This is a genomic window from Veillonella sp., assembly GCF_041333735.1.
Classification (GTDB): domain Bacteria; phylum Bacillota; class Negativicutes; order Veillonellales; family Veillonellaceae; genus Veillonella.
The window spans coordinates 17,415-35,056 of sequence record NZ_JBGKFB010000001.1 but is presented as its reverse complement, the minus strand read 5'-3'; the positions used below and the strand labels follow the sequence as shown (position 1 = coordinate 35,056).

At 39.0% G+C, this 17,642-nt stretch carries 17 protein-coding genes and 1 other annotated feature; of the genes, 16 read left to right on the top strand and 1 reads right to left on the bottom strand.

Going from position 1 to position 17,642, the window contains the following annotated elements; translation table 11 throughout:
* Positions 1–14 precede the first annotated feature (14 nt).
* The 12 genes from alaS (at position 15) to ACDF53_RS00115 (ending at position 13,527) form a co-directional block, all read left to right on the top strand.
* Complete coding sequence (gene alaS, locus ACDF53_RS00170; protein WP_370815145.1) at positions 15–2,630, top strand: alanine--tRNA ligase; 2,616 nt, start codon at positions 15–17, stop codon at positions 2,628–2,630.
* A 154-nt stretch (positions 2,631–2,784) separates the two neighbouring features.
* Complete coding sequence (locus ACDF53_RS00165; protein WP_009351224.1) at positions 2,785–3,045, top strand: IreB family regulatory phosphoprotein; 261 nt, start codon at positions 2,785–2,787, stop codon at positions 3,043–3,045.
* Positions 3,045–3,464 (top strand): Holliday junction resolvase RuvX, encoded by a 420-nt coding sequence (ruvX, locus tag ACDF53_RS00160; RefSeq protein WP_370815144.1) that lies wholly within the window; start codon positions 3,045–3,047, stop codon positions 3,462–3,464. The genes ACDF53_RS00165 and ruvX overlap by 1 nt, the downstream gene beginning before the upstream one ends.
* A 25-nt stretch (positions 3,465–3,489) precedes the next feature.
* Positions 3,490–3,786: a DUF1292 domain-containing protein gene (locus tag ACDF53_RS00155; RefSeq protein WP_227721461.1), complete on the top strand. Its 297-nt coding sequence runs from the start codon at positions 3,490–3,492 to the stop codon at positions 3,784–3,786.
* Between the two features lie 260 nt (positions 3,787–4,046).
* On the top strand, positions 4,047–5,453 hold the full coding sequence (mltG, locus tag ACDF53_RS00150; protein WP_370815143.1) for an endolytic transglycosylase MltG: 1,407 nt from the start codon (positions 4,047–4,049) through the stop codon (positions 5,451–5,453).
* Between the two features lie 23 nt (positions 5,454–5,476).
* Positions 5,477–6,085: an O-methyltransferase gene (locus tag ACDF53_RS00145; RefSeq protein WP_129823158.1), complete on the top strand. Its 609-nt coding sequence runs from the start codon at positions 5,477–5,479 to the stop codon at positions 6,083–6,085.
* The gene (locus ACDF53_RS00140; protein WP_370815142.1) at positions 6,085–7,326 is read left to right on the top strand and encodes a U32 family peptidase; all 1,242 of its coding nucleotides are present in this window, start codon (positions 6,085–6,087) and stop codon (positions 7,324–7,326) included. The genes ACDF53_RS00145 and ACDF53_RS00140 overlap by 1 nt, the downstream gene beginning before the upstream one ends.
* Before the next feature lie 2 nt (positions 7,327–7,328).
* Entirely contained in the window at positions 7,329–7,604 is a 276-nt protein-coding gene (locus ACDF53_RS00135; protein WP_370815141.1) for a DUF4911 domain-containing protein, read from the top strand.
* A gap of 10 nt (positions 7,605–7,614) precedes the next feature.
* Entirely contained in the window at positions 7,615–8,604 is a 990-nt protein-coding gene (locus tag ACDF53_RS00130) for a hypothetical protein (protein ID WP_370815140.1), read from the top strand.
* Between the two features lie 170 nt (positions 8,605–8,774).
* Positions 8,775–9,007, top strand: a binding site (T-box leader).
* Positions 9,008–9,080: 73 nt separating this feature from the next.
* Positions 9,081–10,991: a threonine--tRNA ligase gene (gene thrS / locus ACDF53_RS00125; protein WP_370815139.1), complete on the top strand. Its 1,911-nt coding sequence runs from the start codon at positions 9,081–9,083 to the stop codon at positions 10,989–10,991.
* A gap of 115 nt (positions 10,992–11,106) precedes the next feature.
* Entirely contained in the window at positions 11,107–12,312 is a 1,206-nt protein-coding gene (locus ACDF53_RS00120) for an MFS transporter (protein ID WP_370815138.1), read from the top strand.
* Between the two features lie 657 nt (positions 12,313–12,969).
* Entirely contained in the window at positions 12,970–13,527 is a 558-nt protein-coding gene (locus ACDF53_RS00115) for a MarR family winged helix-turn-helix transcriptional regulator (RefSeq protein WP_370815136.1), read from the top strand.
* A gap of 214 nt (positions 13,528–13,741) precedes the next feature.
* Here ACDF53_RS00115 and ACDF53_RS00110 read toward each other — a convergent pair whose 3' ends face one another.
* Complete coding sequence (locus tag ACDF53_RS00110; protein ID WP_370815135.1) at positions 13,742–15,235, bottom strand: DASS family sodium-coupled anion symporter; 1,494 nt, start codon at positions 15,233–15,235, stop codon at positions 13,742–13,744.
* Between the two features lie 576 nt (positions 15,236–15,811).
* Here ACDF53_RS00110 and infC point away from each other — a divergent pair.
* The 4 genes from infC to ACDF53_RS00090 all read left to right on the top strand — a co-directional run bounded on the left by infC (position 15,812) and on the right by ACDF53_RS00090 (position 17,620).
* On the top strand, positions 15,812–16,330 hold the full coding sequence (infC, locus tag ACDF53_RS00105; protein WP_005386139.1) for a translation initiation factor IF-3: 519 nt from the start codon (positions 15,812–15,814) through the stop codon (positions 16,328–16,330).
* 21 nt (positions 16,331–16,351) lie between these two features.
* Entirely contained in the window at positions 16,352–16,549 is a 198-nt protein-coding gene (gene rpmI, locus ACDF53_RS00100; protein WP_004696338.1) for a 50S ribosomal protein L35, read from the top strand.
* Positions 16,550–16,595: 46 nt separating this feature from the next.
* Positions 16,596–16,946: a 50S ribosomal protein L20 gene (gene rplT, locus ACDF53_RS00095; protein WP_004696335.1), complete on the top strand. Its 351-nt coding sequence runs from the start codon at positions 16,596–16,598 to the stop codon at positions 16,944–16,946.
* A gap of 122 nt (positions 16,947–17,068) precedes the next feature.
* Positions 17,069–17,620: a hypothetical protein gene (locus tag ACDF53_RS00090; RefSeq protein ID WP_370815134.1), complete on the top strand. Its 552-nt coding sequence runs from the start codon at positions 17,069–17,071 to the stop codon at positions 17,618–17,620.
* The last annotated feature ends 22 nt before the right edge of the window (positions 17,621–17,642 follow it).

Here is a 17,642-nt window from a genome sequence, read left to right as displayed (position 1 = left end):
GGAGGAATATACACATGAAGGGTAATGAACTGCGTCAAGCATACTTGCAGTTTTTTGAAAGCAAAGGACATTTAAAATTAGATAGTTTTTCTCTTATTCCAGAAAACGATCCGTCTCTATTATTGATCGGGGCAGGTATGGCGCCATTGAAGCCTTTCTTTACAGGTAAATTGGTACCTCCTTGTCATCGTATTACAACAAGCCAAAAATGTATGCGTACTGGTGACCTTGAAAACGTAGGTCGCACAGCTCGTCACCATACATTCTTTGAAATGCTTGGTAACTTCTCCTTCGGTGATTACTTCAAAAAAGAAGCGATTCACTGGGCATGGGAGTTCTTAACTGAAGTTATTAAACTCGATAAAAATAGATTATATGTAACTGTATATCCAGATGACCAAGAAGCATATGATACTTGGCATAATGATTGTGGTGTAGAAGAAAGCCACATTACACGTCTTGAAGATAACTTCTGGGAAATTGGTGAAGGTCCATGCGGTCCTGATAGTGAAATCTTCTTCGACCAAGGTCCTGAACATGGTTGTGATGATCCTAACTGTGCACCAGGTTGTGACTGCGATCGATATCTTGAAATCTGGAACTTAGTATTTACACAATTCAATAAAATGCCAGATGGTTCCTACGAACCATTGCAACATAAAAACATCGATACTGGCGCTGGTCTTGAACGATTGGCTTCCGTATTACAAGGTTGTAAAACAAACTTTGAAACAGATTTAATTTTCCCAATCATCGAAACGACTGCAAAACGCGCTGGTGTTAAGTATAACGAAGATCCAAATACAGATGTTTCTTTGAAGGTTATTGCTGACCACGCTCGTGCTGTTACTGCATTGATTTCCGATGGTGTATTGCCATCCAACGAAGGTCGCGGTTACGTATTGCGTCGTATTTTGCGTCGTGCTGTACGTCATGGTCGTCTGCTTGGTATTGAGGGTATCTTCTTAACACCACTTATTGATGTTGTGGTAGACATCCTTGGCCCTGGTATTAAATCCATCGCTGAAAAACAAGACTTCGTTAAACGTGTTGTACAAAATGAAGAAGAACGCTTCAACCAAACATTGGAACAAGGTCTTGAGTTATTAAACTCCTTGATTGATACACTTGCAGCTGAAAAAGCTACTGTAGTTCCTGGCACAGAAGTATTTAAACTCTATGATACATATGGATTCCCTTGGGAATTAACAGAAGAAATTGCTTCTGAACGCGGCTTTACAATTGACCATGAAGGTTTTGAAGCAGCTATGAAGGAACAACGTGAACGCGCTCGTGAAGCTCGTGTAAAAGAAGATGCGAAGGTAGCAACACCAGACATTACGTTCTTGAAAGACGAAGAACTTGTTGAAGATGAAGCAGAAACTGCATCCTCCGTATTGATGCTTGGTAAAGGTTCTGAACGCTTAGAAACAGCGGCTGATGGCGATGAAATTACTGTTATCGTACGCACTACTCCATTCCATGCTGAAGGGGGCGGTCAATTAGGTGATACAGGCTTTATCGTTGGCCCAATGGGTAAGGTAGAGGTTCATAATACAAAACGATTACCTGAAGGCACTGTATATCATATCGGTACTGTTGTAGAAGGTTCTATCTCTGAAGGTGATGATGTAACACTTGAAGTGGATACAAATCGTCGTGCAGCAATGGCCCGCAACCATACAGCAACACACTTGTTACATGCAGCTTTGAAAAAGGTTCTTGGCGAGCATGTTAACCAAGCTGGTTCTCTAGTAACTCCGGATTACTTGCGCTTTGACTTCACTCATTTCTCCCCTGTAACACAAGAGGAACTTGATCAAATCGAAGCTCTTGTAAATGAAGAAATTTTAAAAGCTACAGACCTAGCTATTGCTGAAATGTCCATGGACGAAGCAAAAGCGAAAGGTGCAATGGCACTCTTTGGCGATAAATATGGCGATGTAGTTCGCGTTGTAGAGGTTCCTGGTTTCTCCGTTGAATTATGTGGTGGTTCTCATGTAGGCAATACTGCTTTCATTAGTTCCTTCCGCTTAACTTCTGAAGCTGGTATCGGTTCTGGTGTACGTCGTATTGAAGCGATTACAGGTCGTGCAGCTCTTGATGCAGCAAAACATGATCGTTTAACTATCGAACGTATGGCAGGGGAACTTAAAACTAAAGCTCCTCAAGTAGAAGAACGCTTACATCAAGTATTGGCAGAAGCAAAAGAAACGGCTAAAGAATTAGAACAAATTCGTAAAGAGCTTTCTGCAGCAGGTGCAGCTGATATCATTGCTGGTAAGGTTATGATTGGCGATGTAGCATTTGTAGCGGCTTCTGTAAAAGCTTCCTCTGTTGATGAATTACGTGACCTAGCTGATATGGGCCTTGATAAATTAGATGGTTCTGGCGTAGTGCTCGTAGGCGCTGCTATGAGTGATGACAAAGTTAACTTTGTATGTAAAGTATCCAAAGACGTAGTGGCTAAAGGTGCTAAAGCAGGTAACATCGTAAAAGCTGCGGCTCAAGTAGCTGGGGGTAATGGCGGTGGCCGTCCAGACATGGCTCAAGCAGGTGGTAAAGAACCAGCTAAATTGATGGAAGCATTAAAAGCTGGTGGTGAAGCTTTAACATCTATGTTACAATAGGCATATAATTTTATAATTATACTTGTATCTGTTATAGAAATTTTTTATAATGCATAAAAAGTTACTGACTTTGTAGCTTTAATTCAAGTATAATAGGAGGCGAGGTTTCACTTTTACAGTGAAACCTGCCAATGTAATAAAAAGGAGGGATACGATGAAGGTTTCTGATGAAACTATGTTATTCCGTAAAGTAGACGATGAACCGATGACAGCTGAAGAGGTTCTCACTCGGGTTTATCAATCTATTCAAGAAAAAGGTTACAATCCAATTAATCAAATCTTAGGCTATCTAATCTCTGGTGATCCAGCGTACATTACAAGCTATAATAATGCGCGTTCTGATATCCGCCGTTTAGAACGGGATGACTTGATTGAGGAATTGTTGAAAGAATACGCAAAGGCAAAACAACTATAATGAGAATTATGTCATTAGATGTGGGCAGCCGTACTATCGGCATTGCCTGTAGCGATGCACTGCTCATGACAGCACAAGGTATTGAAACCATTCGTAGAACATCTCTTGAAAAAGACTTTAACCGCTTACAAGAACTCATTGCTGAATATGAAGTACATGAATTAGTAGTAGGTATGCCAAAGAATATGAATGGTACAAAAGGTGAACGGGCTGAAAAGACCGAAGAGTTTGTCGAAAAGATGAAGGTAGTCATCGATTTACCTGTAACATATTGGGATGAGCGGTTATCTACTGTTATGGCTGAACGTCAACTCATTGCAGCTGACGTGAGTCGTAAAAAACGTAAGTCCGTTATTGATAAAATGGCAGCGGTTGTAATTTTGCAAGGATATTTAGATCGCTTGCAGTTTAATAAATAAGTATTTTTCTTAAGGAGGGTTTCCGATGGTTGACCAAAATTTTGAAGGCGAAGTATATTACTTGGAATTCGAAGATGAAAACGGTAACAAACAGTACTTCACAGAGGATATTATTTTGAGCCATGAAGGCCAAGAATATGCTGTTCTTGTGCATGTACAAGATGAAGAGGCTGACCATGAAGGTCAAGATGACACATACATGATCTTGGCTCGCATCGAAAAAAATGAAGAAGGCGTAGAAGAATACGTACCTTTAGATGAAGATGACGATAACTTTGAAACTCTAGTAAAATTGTATGAAGAAATGGAAGATGGCGAGTAGTCGACTTCCTTGTAAATCTAGCGTGTTGTCTTAGGACAATGCGCTATTTTTATTTGATATACATAAACGCTTTATAATAGAAGGTGAATTATATTTATATATTTTCCTTTCATACTAGTAGCATAAGAGATGACTATAATTGATATATAACATAATTGGGGACGATAATAAGATAATGTCCTTAAATGTAGGGGAAATATAGACTTTATGGTATAATAAAGTGATAAATACTGTTATGTTACAGAAAGGAACTCAACATCGTGAGAAAAGCCTTAAGATATATTTTAATCCTTATTATTGTAGGCGTATTAATCATCGCAGGTGGCCTTGGGGCAATCTATTTAGTGCCAAATACCTTTGCTCAAGATGATGGTAGTCAGGTACTTGTCATTGAAAAGGGGCAGACTGGCACTGAAATTGCAGAAATGCTCTATGAACGAGGTCTCATTCGTTCTACGCAAGGTTTTAAGCTTTGGTTATATTTGAGCGGTACCAATGATAAACTTCAAACTGGTCACTACCAAATTCCTAATAAGGTAACTGTGCGCGAACTCATTTCTTTATTACAAGAAGGTCATGTAGAATCTATTCGTGTTACCATTCCTGAAGGATATACTGTTGGGGATATTGCTATCGTTCTAGAAAAAAATCAAATCATGAAGGCCAAGGACTTCTTAGCAGAAGCAAAAACCTTTGTACCATATCCATACATGAAGGGCACAAGACCGGCTACATATCCTGTGGAAGGCTTCTTATTCCCAAGTACCTATGAGATTCCAGTAGGGGCAACGCCACGCGAAGTCATTCAAATGATGGCGGATGAAATGAATCGTTACCTCACACCAGCTGTGAAGAAACAAATTCAAGCTCAACACATGAGTATTCATGACTTTGTAACATTGGCATCTATTGTTGAACGTGAATCTTTATTTGATGCGGATCGCCCAACAATTGCAGGGGTATTTAAAAAGCGTTTAGCCCATGGTATTCCATTGCAATCTGATGCAACCATTTCCTATGTACTAGGTTATGCGAAGGAAGATGTAACCATTGGCGATACACAATTACAAAGTCCGTACAATACATATGTGTCTAAAGGCTTGCCGCCAGGACCAATTGCTAACCCTGGTAAAAAAGCGTTAGATGCAGTATTGCATTCTGAAGATACAGATTATCTATACTTCGTAGCGGATAAAGAGGGGCATAACCACTTCTCTAAAACATATGAAGAACATTTAGCGGAAGTTCATAAAATCTATGGTAATGATACGGCTACATCCTCTAATACAGAGGCCGCAGTACAAGCTGGTCCTAACTATGACGTGGCTGTGGCAACGACAGAGCCTAACTACAATTACAGCTCTGAAGAAGCGGTGGAAGCAGATTCTCAATATGTTAATGTGGAACCTACGTACAAATATACACCAACAACGGTTCCAGCTGCTGAAATTCCAGCACCAACACCAGCTCCACAAGCACCAGCTCAATCTGCACCAGCAACTCAATCATCTAGTTCTAATTCTTATGTGCCAACTACAACACCTGCTCCAGAATCTATGCAAAATGTTGTACCAAGTACACAACAAGAACCTCATATTGAAGTAAAGCCAGCTGAATCTGTTGATCGCTCTACGCTTGTAATCCCTGGTAGTAATAGTACTAAGTAATGTAGGAGATTTAATCTACTTTCATGACATTAAATGATATTTTAAATGAACAGCGCATTTATGCGATGATTAATGATGTACCGATTCTGCGCGAATCTGAGGTTCATCTATTTGAAGAATTAATAGGTTTGTACCGGCCCACCTCTGTGTTAGAGGTGGGCACCGCCATTGGTTACTCTGCTTTGTTGATGGCTCCGCTACTCGATAAAGAGGAGGGGCACATTACCTCTATTGAACTAGATGATGTGCGTCATGAAATGGCAAAATATTATATTAACCAATCCGATTACGCTGATACAATTACATTGCTGAAAGGTGATGCGTCTCAAGTCTTAACGGAACTCACAGGTGAATATGATCTAGTGTTCTTAGATGGTCCTAAGGGACAATATCTAAAGCAATTAGAGCTCATTTTGCCGCATGTGAAAGAAGGAGGCGTTATCCTTGCAGACAATGTACTCTTTAGAGGCTATGTAAGGGGCGATAAAGAGCCGCCAAAACGGTTTAAGACTATCGTAAAACGGTTAAAAGAATACTTAACGTATGTTGAAAATAAAGAATTGTTTAACACCACCATCTATCCAATGGGTGATGGTATGAGTGTGAGTGTGTGGAAAGGGCACAACAAATAATGGCAGAACATTTTATGGAATTGCTTTGTCCAGCCGGTAATATGGACAAGCTTAAAATGGCTATTCGCTATGGTGCGGATGCTGTATATTGTGCAGGCAAACGTTTTGGCTTGCGCGCAGGTAACTCTAATTTCTCCGACGAGGAATTAAAGGAAGCTGTAGAATTCGTACATGCTCATGGTAAAAAAATCCATGTAACATGTAATATCATTCCTCATAATGAGGACTTTGAAGGTTTAGAGGATTATTTGAGATTCCTTGAAAGTATCGGTGTAGATGCGATCATCGTAGCCGACATGGGTATCTTTAGCCTTGCTAAACGCGTAGCTCCAGGCCTTGAACTTCATGTAAGTACACAAGCATCTACAACAAACTGGCACACAGTTCAAATGTGGAAAGAACTTGGTGCTACACGCGTAGTAGCAGCTCGTGAAGTATCCTTGGCTGACCTCAAAGAAATGAAGGACAATGTAGATATCGAAATCGAATCCTTCGTACATGGTTCCATGTGTATTTCTTACTCTGGTCGTTGCCTATTATCTAACTACATGACAGGCAACCGCGATGCTAACCGTGGTCAATGCTCTCAATCTTGCCGTTGGAAATACTCCCTTGTTGAATCCAATCGACCTGGTGAATATTACCCAATCGAAGAAGATGAGCATGGTACATATATCTTTAACTCTAAAGACTTGTGCTTGATTCATCGTATTCCAGATTTATATGAAGCTGGTATCGACAGCCTTAAAATCGAAGGCCGTATGAAATCCGTTCACTACTGTGCAACAGTAGCAAAGGTTTACCGTACAGCTATCGATACATACCTTAAAGAAGGTAAAGATTGGTATGTTCGTCCAGAATGGATTGCAGAATTAGAAAAGATTTCTCACCGTCCATATACAGATGGCTTTGCAGAAGGCCGTCCTGACGAAACTGCTCAAAACTATGGTAAATCTACAAATACACAAAGCCATGATTTCATCGGTTTAGTTTTGGGTTATAACGAAGAAGAAAAATACGTTGATCTTGAACAACGTAATAACTTCAAGGTAGGCGATAAAGTAGAATTCTGCCAACCTAAGGGTGAGCTTGTTGAGACTGTAATTGAAAAAATGACAGATGAAGATGGTAATCCAATCGATGTAGCTCCACATGCACAAATGAAAGTGCACATTTATATGGATACACCACTTGAACCATACTCCATGATGCGTCGTGAGTGCAAACCAAAAGCAGAGTAATTATGAGTGGTATACCATTAGAACCGAGTAAATCTATCGGTGCATTTCCGGATGTACCAGATCTAGAGACCTCTGGGGAAGAGGCGTATGTGTTCTTTCATCTTGAGCCGAAGCATACAAACTATATCAATCGCATCATTGAAGGCTATGAATATTTAGGTGTTATGACATCTGTAGATACTAGTGGGCGGTGCATGTTGCGCTGCACACCATCTACAAAGCCATTAGCCATTGAAGTATTAACTAGCTTATCTGATTATGTCACTATAGAGAAATGAGAGTATATCTATGAAACAATCTATTTTGAAACGTGCATTATTAACAGCTTGCCTTAGTGTATCTATGGCTGGCGTAGCTATGGCAGGGCCTGTAGGTCCTGTTATCATTCCTCAAGCAGGGGATGTAGTTGTTATCAATCATGGCCCTGATATGACCTTCACTGGTAATATCAACTTTGATGTGGAAAGCCAAACGAATAACAACTTACAAATTGGCTCTACTGTGATTCCTAATGTAGTATATGGTGCTGCTTTCAATAAAACTGGTGCACCAGATAACATTATTCCAGCTCAAACTTACGTGTATGTAGGTACAAAAGATGGAGCAAATGCTTTTACAGAAGCTAGCGATGCAGACAAAAAAGGGGCTAACTGGAATGTAGAAACGTTGAAGAAAACTAAATCCGGTGATGTACAATTGGCAAGCCGTGGCGTTCCAGAAAAACCATTGGCAAACCAAGTAGCAACTATTAAAGATTCTATTATGCTTAGCGCTGTAGACCTCAGTACAACAGAGGTAGGCCGCAATAGCAAAGGCGTTCTATATATGACAGTTCCTAAGGAATTGAAATTAACTGCGGATACAGGTATTCCTGAAGACGTACGGGAAACAATGCCAGCCATGTTCCGTGGTAAAATGGGTGATTCCCTCATGGTAAACCTTATGCCTCTAAATGATGAGGAAAAACAACAATTAGCTGCAAATCCACACAATGCTAATGCAATCGTATTTAACCGTGGCATGAGTATGGCGAAAATGATTGGTTCCTCTGCTCGTACAAGCAAGGTATACACATACATGAAGGACCACTATTTGAACCTAGTTATCGTAGCAAAAGATTACGACGATAACGGTGCTCGTGGTAGCGGTGTTATGATGGTATCTAAACAAGATAACTCCAATGATGTACTCTTAACACTTTACAAAGGCCCAGATCTTTCCAATAGCAAATTGGAAAAGGTAATTGGTGCTATGTTATCTACAAACTTCAAACGCTAATAGATCTAACAAAATCTTCAAAGTTTAATAGGTCTTACAAAACGGCTCGATATACGGGCCGTTTTCTTTTGGTTTTAGAAGATAAGGGCATTATGTTGAATTTATAGAATTTATGAAATTTACTATTGAACCGTATTGAATTTTTTAATTCCCTATGATACTATAGTCTAGTAAAAGTTATGCAAAGGACATGATTCTCATATCCCTGTGTACCAGAGAGAGGCTGATGCTGGAAATGCCTTACACATATATCAGAGTTACCCCCTTTAAACTGATTTGTCGAACCTAAGTAGGCAAATACGGCCGCCACCGTTATCGGGCTTAATGAAGTGAATTAACTATACACATAGATTCGTATAGGTAGTTAACTAGGGTGGAACCGCGAATGATCTTCGTCCCTTGTTTTGTAGGGATAGAGGGTCTTTTTTTATTACAAAAATCCAGTCTATCCTAGATAATAATTGGAGGAAATTAAAATGGCAGATGTAAAAATCATTTTACCTGATGGTAGTGCGAAGGAATACGCTGCTGGCACTACTCTTGGGGAAGCAGTAAAACAATTATCTAACAGCTTGGCTAAAAAAGTACTAGCTGCAAATGTAAATGGAGAATTAACAGACCTTCGCGAAGAACTCGTTGATGGTTCTGAAGTAGCATTCTTAACATTCGAAGAAGATGGTGGTAAACATACTTTGCGCCACACAGCTTCTCATATCTTGGCGCAAGCGGTTAAACGCTTATGGCCTGAAGCTAAATTGGCTATCGGTCCTGCAATCGATAAAGGTTTCTACTATGATATCGATATGGAACATACTTTGACTCCTGAAGATTTGGGTAAAATTGAAAAGGAAATGAGCCGTATTGTAAAAGAAAACTTGCCTATCACTAAATCTGTAATGTCCCGTCAAGAAGCTATCGAGTTCTTCAAATCTAAAAACGAAGACTACAAGGTAGAATTGATCGAAGATCTTCCTGAAGATGCTGTTATCTCTTGCTACGCGCAAGGTGATTTCATCGATCTTTGTGCAGGTCCTCACGTGGCATCCACTGGTAAGGTGAAAGCTTTCAAATTACAAAGCATTGCAGGTGCATACTGGCGCGGCGATGAAAAGAATAAAATGTTGCAACGTATTTACGGTACAGCATTTGAAAAGAAAGAAGAACTTGATGCATACCTTCACTTGCTTGAAGAAGCAGCTAAACGCGACCACCGTAAACTTGGTAAAGAACTTGGCTTGTTCGTTATCAAAGAAGAAGGTCCTGGCTTCCCATTCTTCTTACCAAAAGGTATGGCTCTTCGCAACGAATTGGAAAACTTCTGGCGCGAAGTTCATCATGAATTTGATTACGAAGAAATTCGCACACCAATCATCTTAAATAAACAATTGTGGGAAACATCTGGTCACTGGTTCCATTACCGTGAAAATATGTACACTACAATCATCGATGATGAAGAATATGCAATTAAACCAATGAACTGCCCAGGCGGTATCTTGGTTTACCAAAACGAAATGCATTCTTACCGTGACTTCCCATTGCGTTACGCTGAACTTGGTTTAGTACACCGTCATGAATTGTCCGGTGCTTTACACGGCTTATTCCGTGTACGTGCATTTACACAAGATGATGCTCACGTATTCATGTTGCCAGACCAAATGCAATCTGAATTGATGAAAGTTATCGAATTGTTCGACCGCATTTATAGCCAATTTGGCTTAAAATACCATGTTGAATTGTCTACTAAACCAGACAATGCAATGGGTGATGATGCAATCTGGGAAGCAGCTACAGAAGCATTGCGCAATGCAATTGAAGCAAAAGGTATTCCTTACGTAATCAACCCTGGCGATGGTGCATTCTATGGTCCTAAACTTGACTACCATATCGAAGACTCCTTAGGTCGTACATGGCAATGTGGTACTATCCAATTGGATATGAACTTGCCTGAACGTTTCCAAATTGAATATGTTGGTGAAGATGGTCAAAAACATCGTCCTATCATGATTCACCGTGCATGCTTCGGCTCCATGGAACGTTTCATCGGTATCTTAACTGAACACTATGCAGGCGCATTCCCAACTTGGATGGCTCCTGTACAAGTTAAAATCTTGCCTATCTCTGAAAAACATGTTGAATATGCTAAAGAATTGGCAAAACAAATGCACCGCGACTATGTACGTGTAGAAGTGGATGATCGTAGCGAAAAAATTGGCTACAAAATCCGTCAAGCACAAATGGCAAAAGTTCCTTACATGCTTGTTGTGGGTGATAAAGAAGTTGAAGAAGGTACAGTTAACGTTCGTAAACACGGTGGTGACGAATTAGGTTCCGTACCATTCGAAGAATTCTTCAATTCCATTAAAATTGAAATTAAAGACCGTAACTAATAATTTAGCCCCCATATACTAAAGCCTTTCATTAGACTTAAGTCTAGGAGTTGGCCGTTTGTATAGTGGGGGCTATATCTTTAATTGTTACCTGTGAGTAGCGAAAGGAAATAGTATGAAAGAAGTAAATTCATATGGTTGGAAAGCTGTTATTGGTTCCTCTATTGGGTATGCCATGGATGGCTTTGATCTCTTAATTCTTGGATTTATGTTGACCTTAATTTCTGGAGATTTAGGTTTGACCACAGGTCAAGCGGGGTCTCTTGTGACATGGACCTTGGTTGGTGCTGTACTTGGTGGTTTCATCTTTGGTACCTTGTCAGATAAATTTGGTCGCGTTCGCGTATTGACTTGGACTATCGTACTCTTTGCCGTATTTACTGGCCTCTGTGCCTTTGCTCAAGGCTATTGGGATCTTCTTATTTATCGTACAATTGCAGGTATTGGTTTAGGTGGTGAATTTGGTATTGGTATGGCACTCGCTGCTGAAGCTTGGCCTGCACAGCATCGTGCCAAAGCGACAAGCTATGTTGCCCTTGGTTGGCAATTAGGCGTGTTGGCTGCCGCTTTGTTAACACCTTTACTCATTCCTATCATTGGATGGCGTGGCATGTTTATGGTTGGTATTATTCCAGCTTTAATTGCTTGGGTATTCCGTGCTAAACTACATGAACCAGAAATCTTTGTACAAAGTAAAGAAGCTAAGGAACATTCACATATAAACTCTTTTAAGTTATTAGTAAAAGATGTAAGAACTACAAAGACATCAATTGGTGTTGCTATTTTAACATCTGTTCAGAACTTTGGTTATTACGGTATTATGATTTGGTTACCTAATTTCTTAAGTAAGCAATTAGGCTTCTCCCTTACAAAATCTGGTTTGTGGACAGCGGTTACTGTTTGTGGCATGATGGTAGGTATTTGGTTATTTGGTCGCTTGGCTGATAAAATAGGTCGTAAACCTACATTCATTCTATTCCAAGTATGTGCTGTAGTATCTATTTTAATCTACTCTCAACTATCTGATCCAACAGCGATGCTATTTGCCGGTGCTATCTTAGGTGCCTCTGTAAATGGTATGATGGGTGGATATGGTGCCTTGATGGCAGAAGCCTACCCAACAACTGCCCGTGCAACTGCTCAAAACGTACTGTTTAACATCGGCCGTGCTGTAGGTGGCTTTAGTCCAATGGTAGTAGGTATGATTATCTCTATGTACTCCTACCAAGTAGCAATTGCATTCCTAGCTATTATCTACGTACTTGATATTCTAGCAACTGTATTCTTAATTCCAGAACTTAAAGGTAAAGAATTAGAATAAGAAAACTAGTAAATAAGACTAATACATAAGACTAGTATATACAATTAGTAAATAAAACTAGTAAATAAGATTAGTAAACAAAACTAGTAAATAAGACTAGTAAATAAGACTAGTAAATAATTTAACTACATTAAGCGCTGTCTTCGGACGGCGCTTTTTTTGTATCTGTATTTAAATTTGTAATTATATCTCTTGTAATTTATGGAAAATAAAGCTATTTTGCAGGAGTTTTATACGCTTTGTCGAATACTATTTTGGCTATTAACATTTTGATGTAAAAACACAACGCAAGCTGCTGCTACTACCAGTTAAAAGTAATTTTGCTAAGTGGAGATATATGTCATTTTAGAGATACTACCAGTTAAAAGTAACTTTGTTAGGTGGAGATATAGGCCATTTTAGAGATAGTACCAGTTAAAACTAAATTTGATAAGTGAAGATATAAGTCATTTTAGAGATACTACCAGTTAAAAGTAATTTTGCTAAGTGGAGATATATGTCATTTTAGAGATACTACTAGTTAAAACTAATTTTGTTAGGTGAAGATACAAGTCAATTTGGAGATACTACCAGTTAAAAATAAATATTTTTAACTGGTAGTATCTGGAAAATAGGTTATGTATGGAAAAATTGTAAAAAGGTAAAGGAGTGATCTTAGTGGCGCGGTTACGATTACGTGAGGTTAGTGACAGTGAAAAAGATTTTAATCGATTAGAGCGAGCTATGCGATATGGTAAACGGTTAAAGTTAGCAAAAAAGGTGCCTAGAGATATATTTTTGCCAGAGGATAAGCAGTTATGGTTTTTATTTGAACGTATTTATACGGTGTTTCATGATAAGGAGGTAGCTGTATTAAGACGGTTTGGTTTGACACCGATGCAATATAATGTATTGGAGTTTGTTTATGTTTCGTCGTGTAAACCAACATTGGGATTTATAGTGGATGAGTTACGAGTATCGTATGGAAATTTATTTGCCGTTGTAAAAAATTTAACAAAGAAAGGTTTATTGACTTGTAGTGTATGTTCAACTGATAGACGATCCAAAAGCCTCAGTTTGACTTATGAAGGAAAGCTTTTATTTGAAGAAGTACAAGTTGTACATGATAAAGTGTTAGGTAACATGTTTTCAGTTATGTGTAAAAATAAGAAAAGTGATATTAGATCTGATTTAGCATATATACTTAAACATTTCAGTCCAGAAAAAATAGAATAATAGCATTAAAGAAAGTAATAGAGTAATCGATAGAGTGAGTGAGGATAATAGATTAAGTGGGGACGATAGATTAAATGGGAACATAGACTGAGTAGGGGAATAGTGAAAATAGAGGAAATAGGGTTAGTAGGGGAAATTAATTGGTTAAAGTAAAAAAATCCTACAATTTCTGCTAATAAGAAATTGTAGGATTTTGATGTTCTGATAGTTAGTTTTAAGCGATGCCAATCCAGTGCCAGTATGTTAGGGCAAATACGAGCATCATAACATAGCCGATGATGGTTAATGGAATGCCTGTAGTCATAAAAGTTTTTACGTCGAATGTGTCTGTACCGTAAGCCACCATACCTTGAGGTGAATTTACTGGTAATACTAGACCAAAGCAGATTGCGTATTGCATGAGCATGGTTACGCCGATTGGGTTTAGCCCTTCTGCATTGTGACCTACTACGATGGAGATTACGATAGGGATCATAGCAGAGGAGAGGGCTGTAGCAGATGCAAAGCCTAAATGAATAACAATGAGGAAGGCGGCCATTACAGCAATTAAGATAAATACGCTAGCGCTTTCAAGGGAGAAAGCATTTACGAATACTTGAGCGAGCCATGTAGCCGCTTTTGTTTTAAGCAATACAGAGCCAAGACCGATACCAGCACCAAACATAACGATGGAACCCCAGTCGATGTTTGGCTGTGCAAATTTCCAGTCCATAATGCCGATTTTAGGGAAGAAGAATAATGCAATGGCAACGATTGTTGTAGTCGTTGTGTCGATGGAATGTAGCTTGCCACCAGTAGCCCATAATGCGAGTAGACCAATAGAGATACATAATAGTTTCTTTTCGTCTGTACTCATAGGACCAATTTCTTGGCGCATTTTAGCCAGCTGTACATCGCCACCTACAAGTTCTTTGAACTCAGGCTTAATTAATGCTTGTGTTAAGAAGTAGGCGATGATGACCATAATAATAGAGAATGGGGCTGCTGCAGTTAGCCAATCTATCCAACTGACAGATGTATTCATCTGCGTTTGCATAAAGCCTACGGCTACAAGATTTTGTGCAGCTGCCGTTTGGATCATAATATTCCAGAATGTATCGGCCTGTACAGCACCTACCATGAGTAGAGCTGCTACGCGGCTTTTACGTTCAATGCCTAAGTTCTCAACAATACCGATGATAATTGGTGCTAAGCAGGCAATACGAGCTGTTGCACTTGGTACGAAGAAGGCGAGGATAAGGCCTGTAATAATAACACCTAAATAAATACGGCTCACCTTAGTACCAACACTAGACAGCACCAACATGGCAATACGACGGTCTAGACCTGTTTTACGCATGGCTACAGAGATAAACATAGCCGCGCCTACGAGAATCATAGCCGGTGAAGAATAACCAGAAATGATAAGCTTTAATGCATTGGCTGTGCCCATCGCCTTAGCAGGTGCTTCAGGATTTGGTGAGAACCCTAACAATAAGGCCGTAAGCGCTGTAATCATGGTAGCACTTACTGGATAGGAAACTGCTGACGTCATCCACAAGATGATAGCAAAGGCGAGCACACCGATCATACGATGACCACCGGTAGATAATGTGTCCGGTGTAGGCAATAATAAAATGCCACCTAAAACAATGAAGGATAAAATAAGTCCAATATTTTGAGCTGTTGTACGCGCCTTTTGTAGAGGAGCAGTGGTTGTTACACTCATAATAAAACTCCTTTCTAATTGTGTAATACCTATTACTTTATAACATCTAATAAGGTGAACTATATGAGTTAGACTATCCTATAAGGTAAACTATATAAGTTAGACTATATAAGTTAGATTATATAAGCTAGACTATATAAGCTAGACTATATAAGCTAGTTTATATAAGCTAGACTATATAAGCTAGATTATATAAGCTAGATTATATAAGATAGATTATGCTATAAGGTACACTATATAAGATAGTCTATGCTATGAATATTATTGTATCGTATTTTCTATAGAATTAGTTATTTTAATTATAAGAATATTGTATACATAAAGGGGATAGGTGTCAGTAAGTATACCTATATACAGAACTTCTAATGTCTGTTATACTATAAAAGTTGTGATAACAAATTTATTGTTGAAAGTTCAATATTATTGTTGACTTTCACCATTCGATTTGTTATTATAATTAAGTAATTTATGAAGCAGAGGCCATCCGCCACTCACCTAATACCAAGAAGTATGAGGTTAATATAGAGAACTCTATTCGGATGGTGTTTGCCGTCCGTTTTTTTTATTCTCTTGGAGGTGAACGCTATTAGCAAGGATACACCACGCATTAATGAAGAGATTCGTGCTCGTGAACTTCGTGTCGTAGGTCCTGAAAACGAACAAATCGGCATCATGTCTGGCCGTGAAGCGTTGGCTTTGGCTGAAGAAAAGCATCTTGATCTTGTGGAAATTGCACCTAACGCTAAACCACCAGTAGCTCGCATTATGAACTACGGTAAATATCGTTATGAACAACAAAAACGCGAGAAAGAAGCGAAGAAGAAACAAAAAATCGTAACTTTAAAAGAAGTTAAGTTACGTCCACATATTGAAGACCATGACTTTTACGTAAAAATGAAAAACGCATCCAAATTCTTGGGTGAAGGTAACAAAGTAAAAGTAACCATCATGTTCCGCGGTCGTGAACTTTCACATCCAGAACTAGGCATGGCAGTGTTGACACGTTTCGCTGAAGAACTCAAAGAAACAGCGTCTATTGAAAAAGCAGCTAAATTAGAAGGTCGTAACATGACCATGATTTTAGTAAGTAAATAATGTTTTGGGAGGATTATAATTATGCCAAAAATTAAAACTCGTCGCGCAGCGGCTAAACGTTTCGCAGTAACTGGTACTGGTGAATTCAAGCGTGCAAAAGCTTTCAAAAGCCACATTCTTGAGAAAAAATCTCCAGCTCGTAAACGTAATTTGCGTAAAGCTACATTGGTTGCAAAAGCTGACCACAAACGCGTAGCTAAATGCTTACCATACGCTTAATCGTTAACTATTAGATCGATACATCGTAATTTAGGAGGAATATACAATGGCAAGAGTGAAAAAAGGCGTTACAGCTCATGCACGTCATAAAAAGATTTTAAAATTAGCTAAAGGTTACCGCGGTACACGTTCCCGTTTGTTCAAAAAAGCTAACGAAACAGTAATGAAAGCGTTGTACTACGCTCGTCGTGACCGTCGTGCGAAAAAACGCGAATTCCGTCAATTGTGGATCGCTCGTATCAACGCAGCGGCTCGCATCAATGGCACAACTTACAGCCGTTTCATCGCTGGTTTAGCTAAAGCAGGCGTTGAAGTTAACCGTAAAATGTTGGCTGACTTGGCAGTTAACGATGCAGCAGCATTCGCTAAACTTGTTGAAGTAGCTAAAAACGCTTAATAGCATAACAATACAGACTAAGGACTCTCTTTGGAGGGTCCTTTTTTGTATGGTGAAAGTATGATATAGTGAAAACACATATTGTGTTCTGTAAAAGCGGGAGAATAGAGGAGGAGTAGGTAATGGAACAGTTATTTTATCTGTTGATACCTTTGGGTCTTTGTTTGTTTTATTTAGGTATTAAATACACGATTCGCTTTGGTAGAGCTAAGATGCTCTATGAAATGCCTTATGTAAATAAAGAAGGCACCTTTACGTTAGAGCGAGCAGGTACTTATGGCCTATGGCTTAGTGGAAAAATGTTTACAAAGGCGCCTATTGGCGAATTTGCTTTTAACTTAGTTGATGAAAAAACGGGAAGGACAATTCCTTTATTTCTATCTATTATGCGCGCTCGAGTTAATGGCATTACTCACTCAAGAATGGAATTATATACCTTTGATGCGAGGCCAGGTACCTATAGACTGTCCATTACAGAAGATCCCTTTGTATTAGATACAGTTATGAAAAAAGTAGGCGATAAGGTAATTAAAGGTGCGGTTGATTATAATCAATTTACTATACAAATCTATACACATACTTCCTTTGTTCTAATGTTTATATCAATTTGGATGATTGTACTTGGACTTATTATTGCTGTATTAGGCGGAGTTCTTCCTAACACTTTAGTGTGAAATAGTAGATAGTTTTGGCTAT

Coding starts and splice junctions, on each gene's coding strand:
- ACDF53_RS00090 (WP_370815134.1), top strand. CDS start 17,069: ATGGAACAGTTATTTTATCTGTTGATACCTTTGGGTCTTTGTTTGTTT.
- thrS (WP_370815139.1), top strand. CDS start 9,081: ATGGCAGATGTAAAAATCATTTTACCTGATGGTAGTGCGAAGGAATAC.
- ACDF53_RS00110 (WP_370815135.1), bottom strand. CDS start 15,235: ATGAGTGTAACAACCACTGCTCCTCTACAAAAGGCGCGTACAACAGCT.
- rpmI (WP_004696338.1), top strand. CDS start 16,352: ATGCCAAAAATTAAAACTCGTCGCGCAGCGGCTAAACGTTTCGCAGTA.
- ACDF53_RS00140 (WP_370815142.1), top strand. CDS start 6,085: ATGGCAGAACATTTTATGGAATTGCTTTGTCCAGCCGGTAATATGGAC.
- alaS (WP_370815145.1), top strand. CDS start 15: ATGAAGGGTAATGAACTGCGTCAAGCATACTTGCAGTTTTTTGAAAGC.
- ACDF53_RS00165 (WP_009351224.1), top strand. CDS start 2,785: ATGAAGGTTTCTGATGAAACTATGTTATTCCGTAAAGTAGACGATGAA.
- ACDF53_RS00120 (WP_370815138.1), top strand. CDS start 11,107: ATGAAAGAAGTAAATTCATATGGTTGGAAAGCTGTTATTGGTTCCTCT.
- rplT (WP_004696335.1), top strand. CDS start 16,596: ATGGCAAGAGTGAAAAAAGGCGTTACAGCTCATGCACGTCATAAAAAG.
- ACDF53_RS00155 (WP_227721461.1), top strand. CDS start 3,490: ATGGTTGACCAAAATTTTGAAGGCGAAGTATATTACTTGGAATTCGAA.
- ACDF53_RS00145 (WP_129823158.1), top strand. CDS start 5,477: ATGACATTAAATGATATTTTAAATGAACAGCGCATTTATGCGATGATT.
- ACDF53_RS00135 (WP_370815141.1), top strand. CDS start 7,329: ATGAGTGGTATACCATTAGAACCGAGTAAATCTATCGGTGCATTTCCG.
- ruvX (WP_370815144.1), top strand. CDS start 3,045: ATGAGAATTATGTCATTAGATGTGGGCAGCCGTACTATCGGCATTGCC.
- ACDF53_RS00130 (WP_370815140.1), top strand. CDS start 7,615: ATGAAACAATCTATTTTGAAACGTGCATTATTAACAGCTTGCCTTAGT.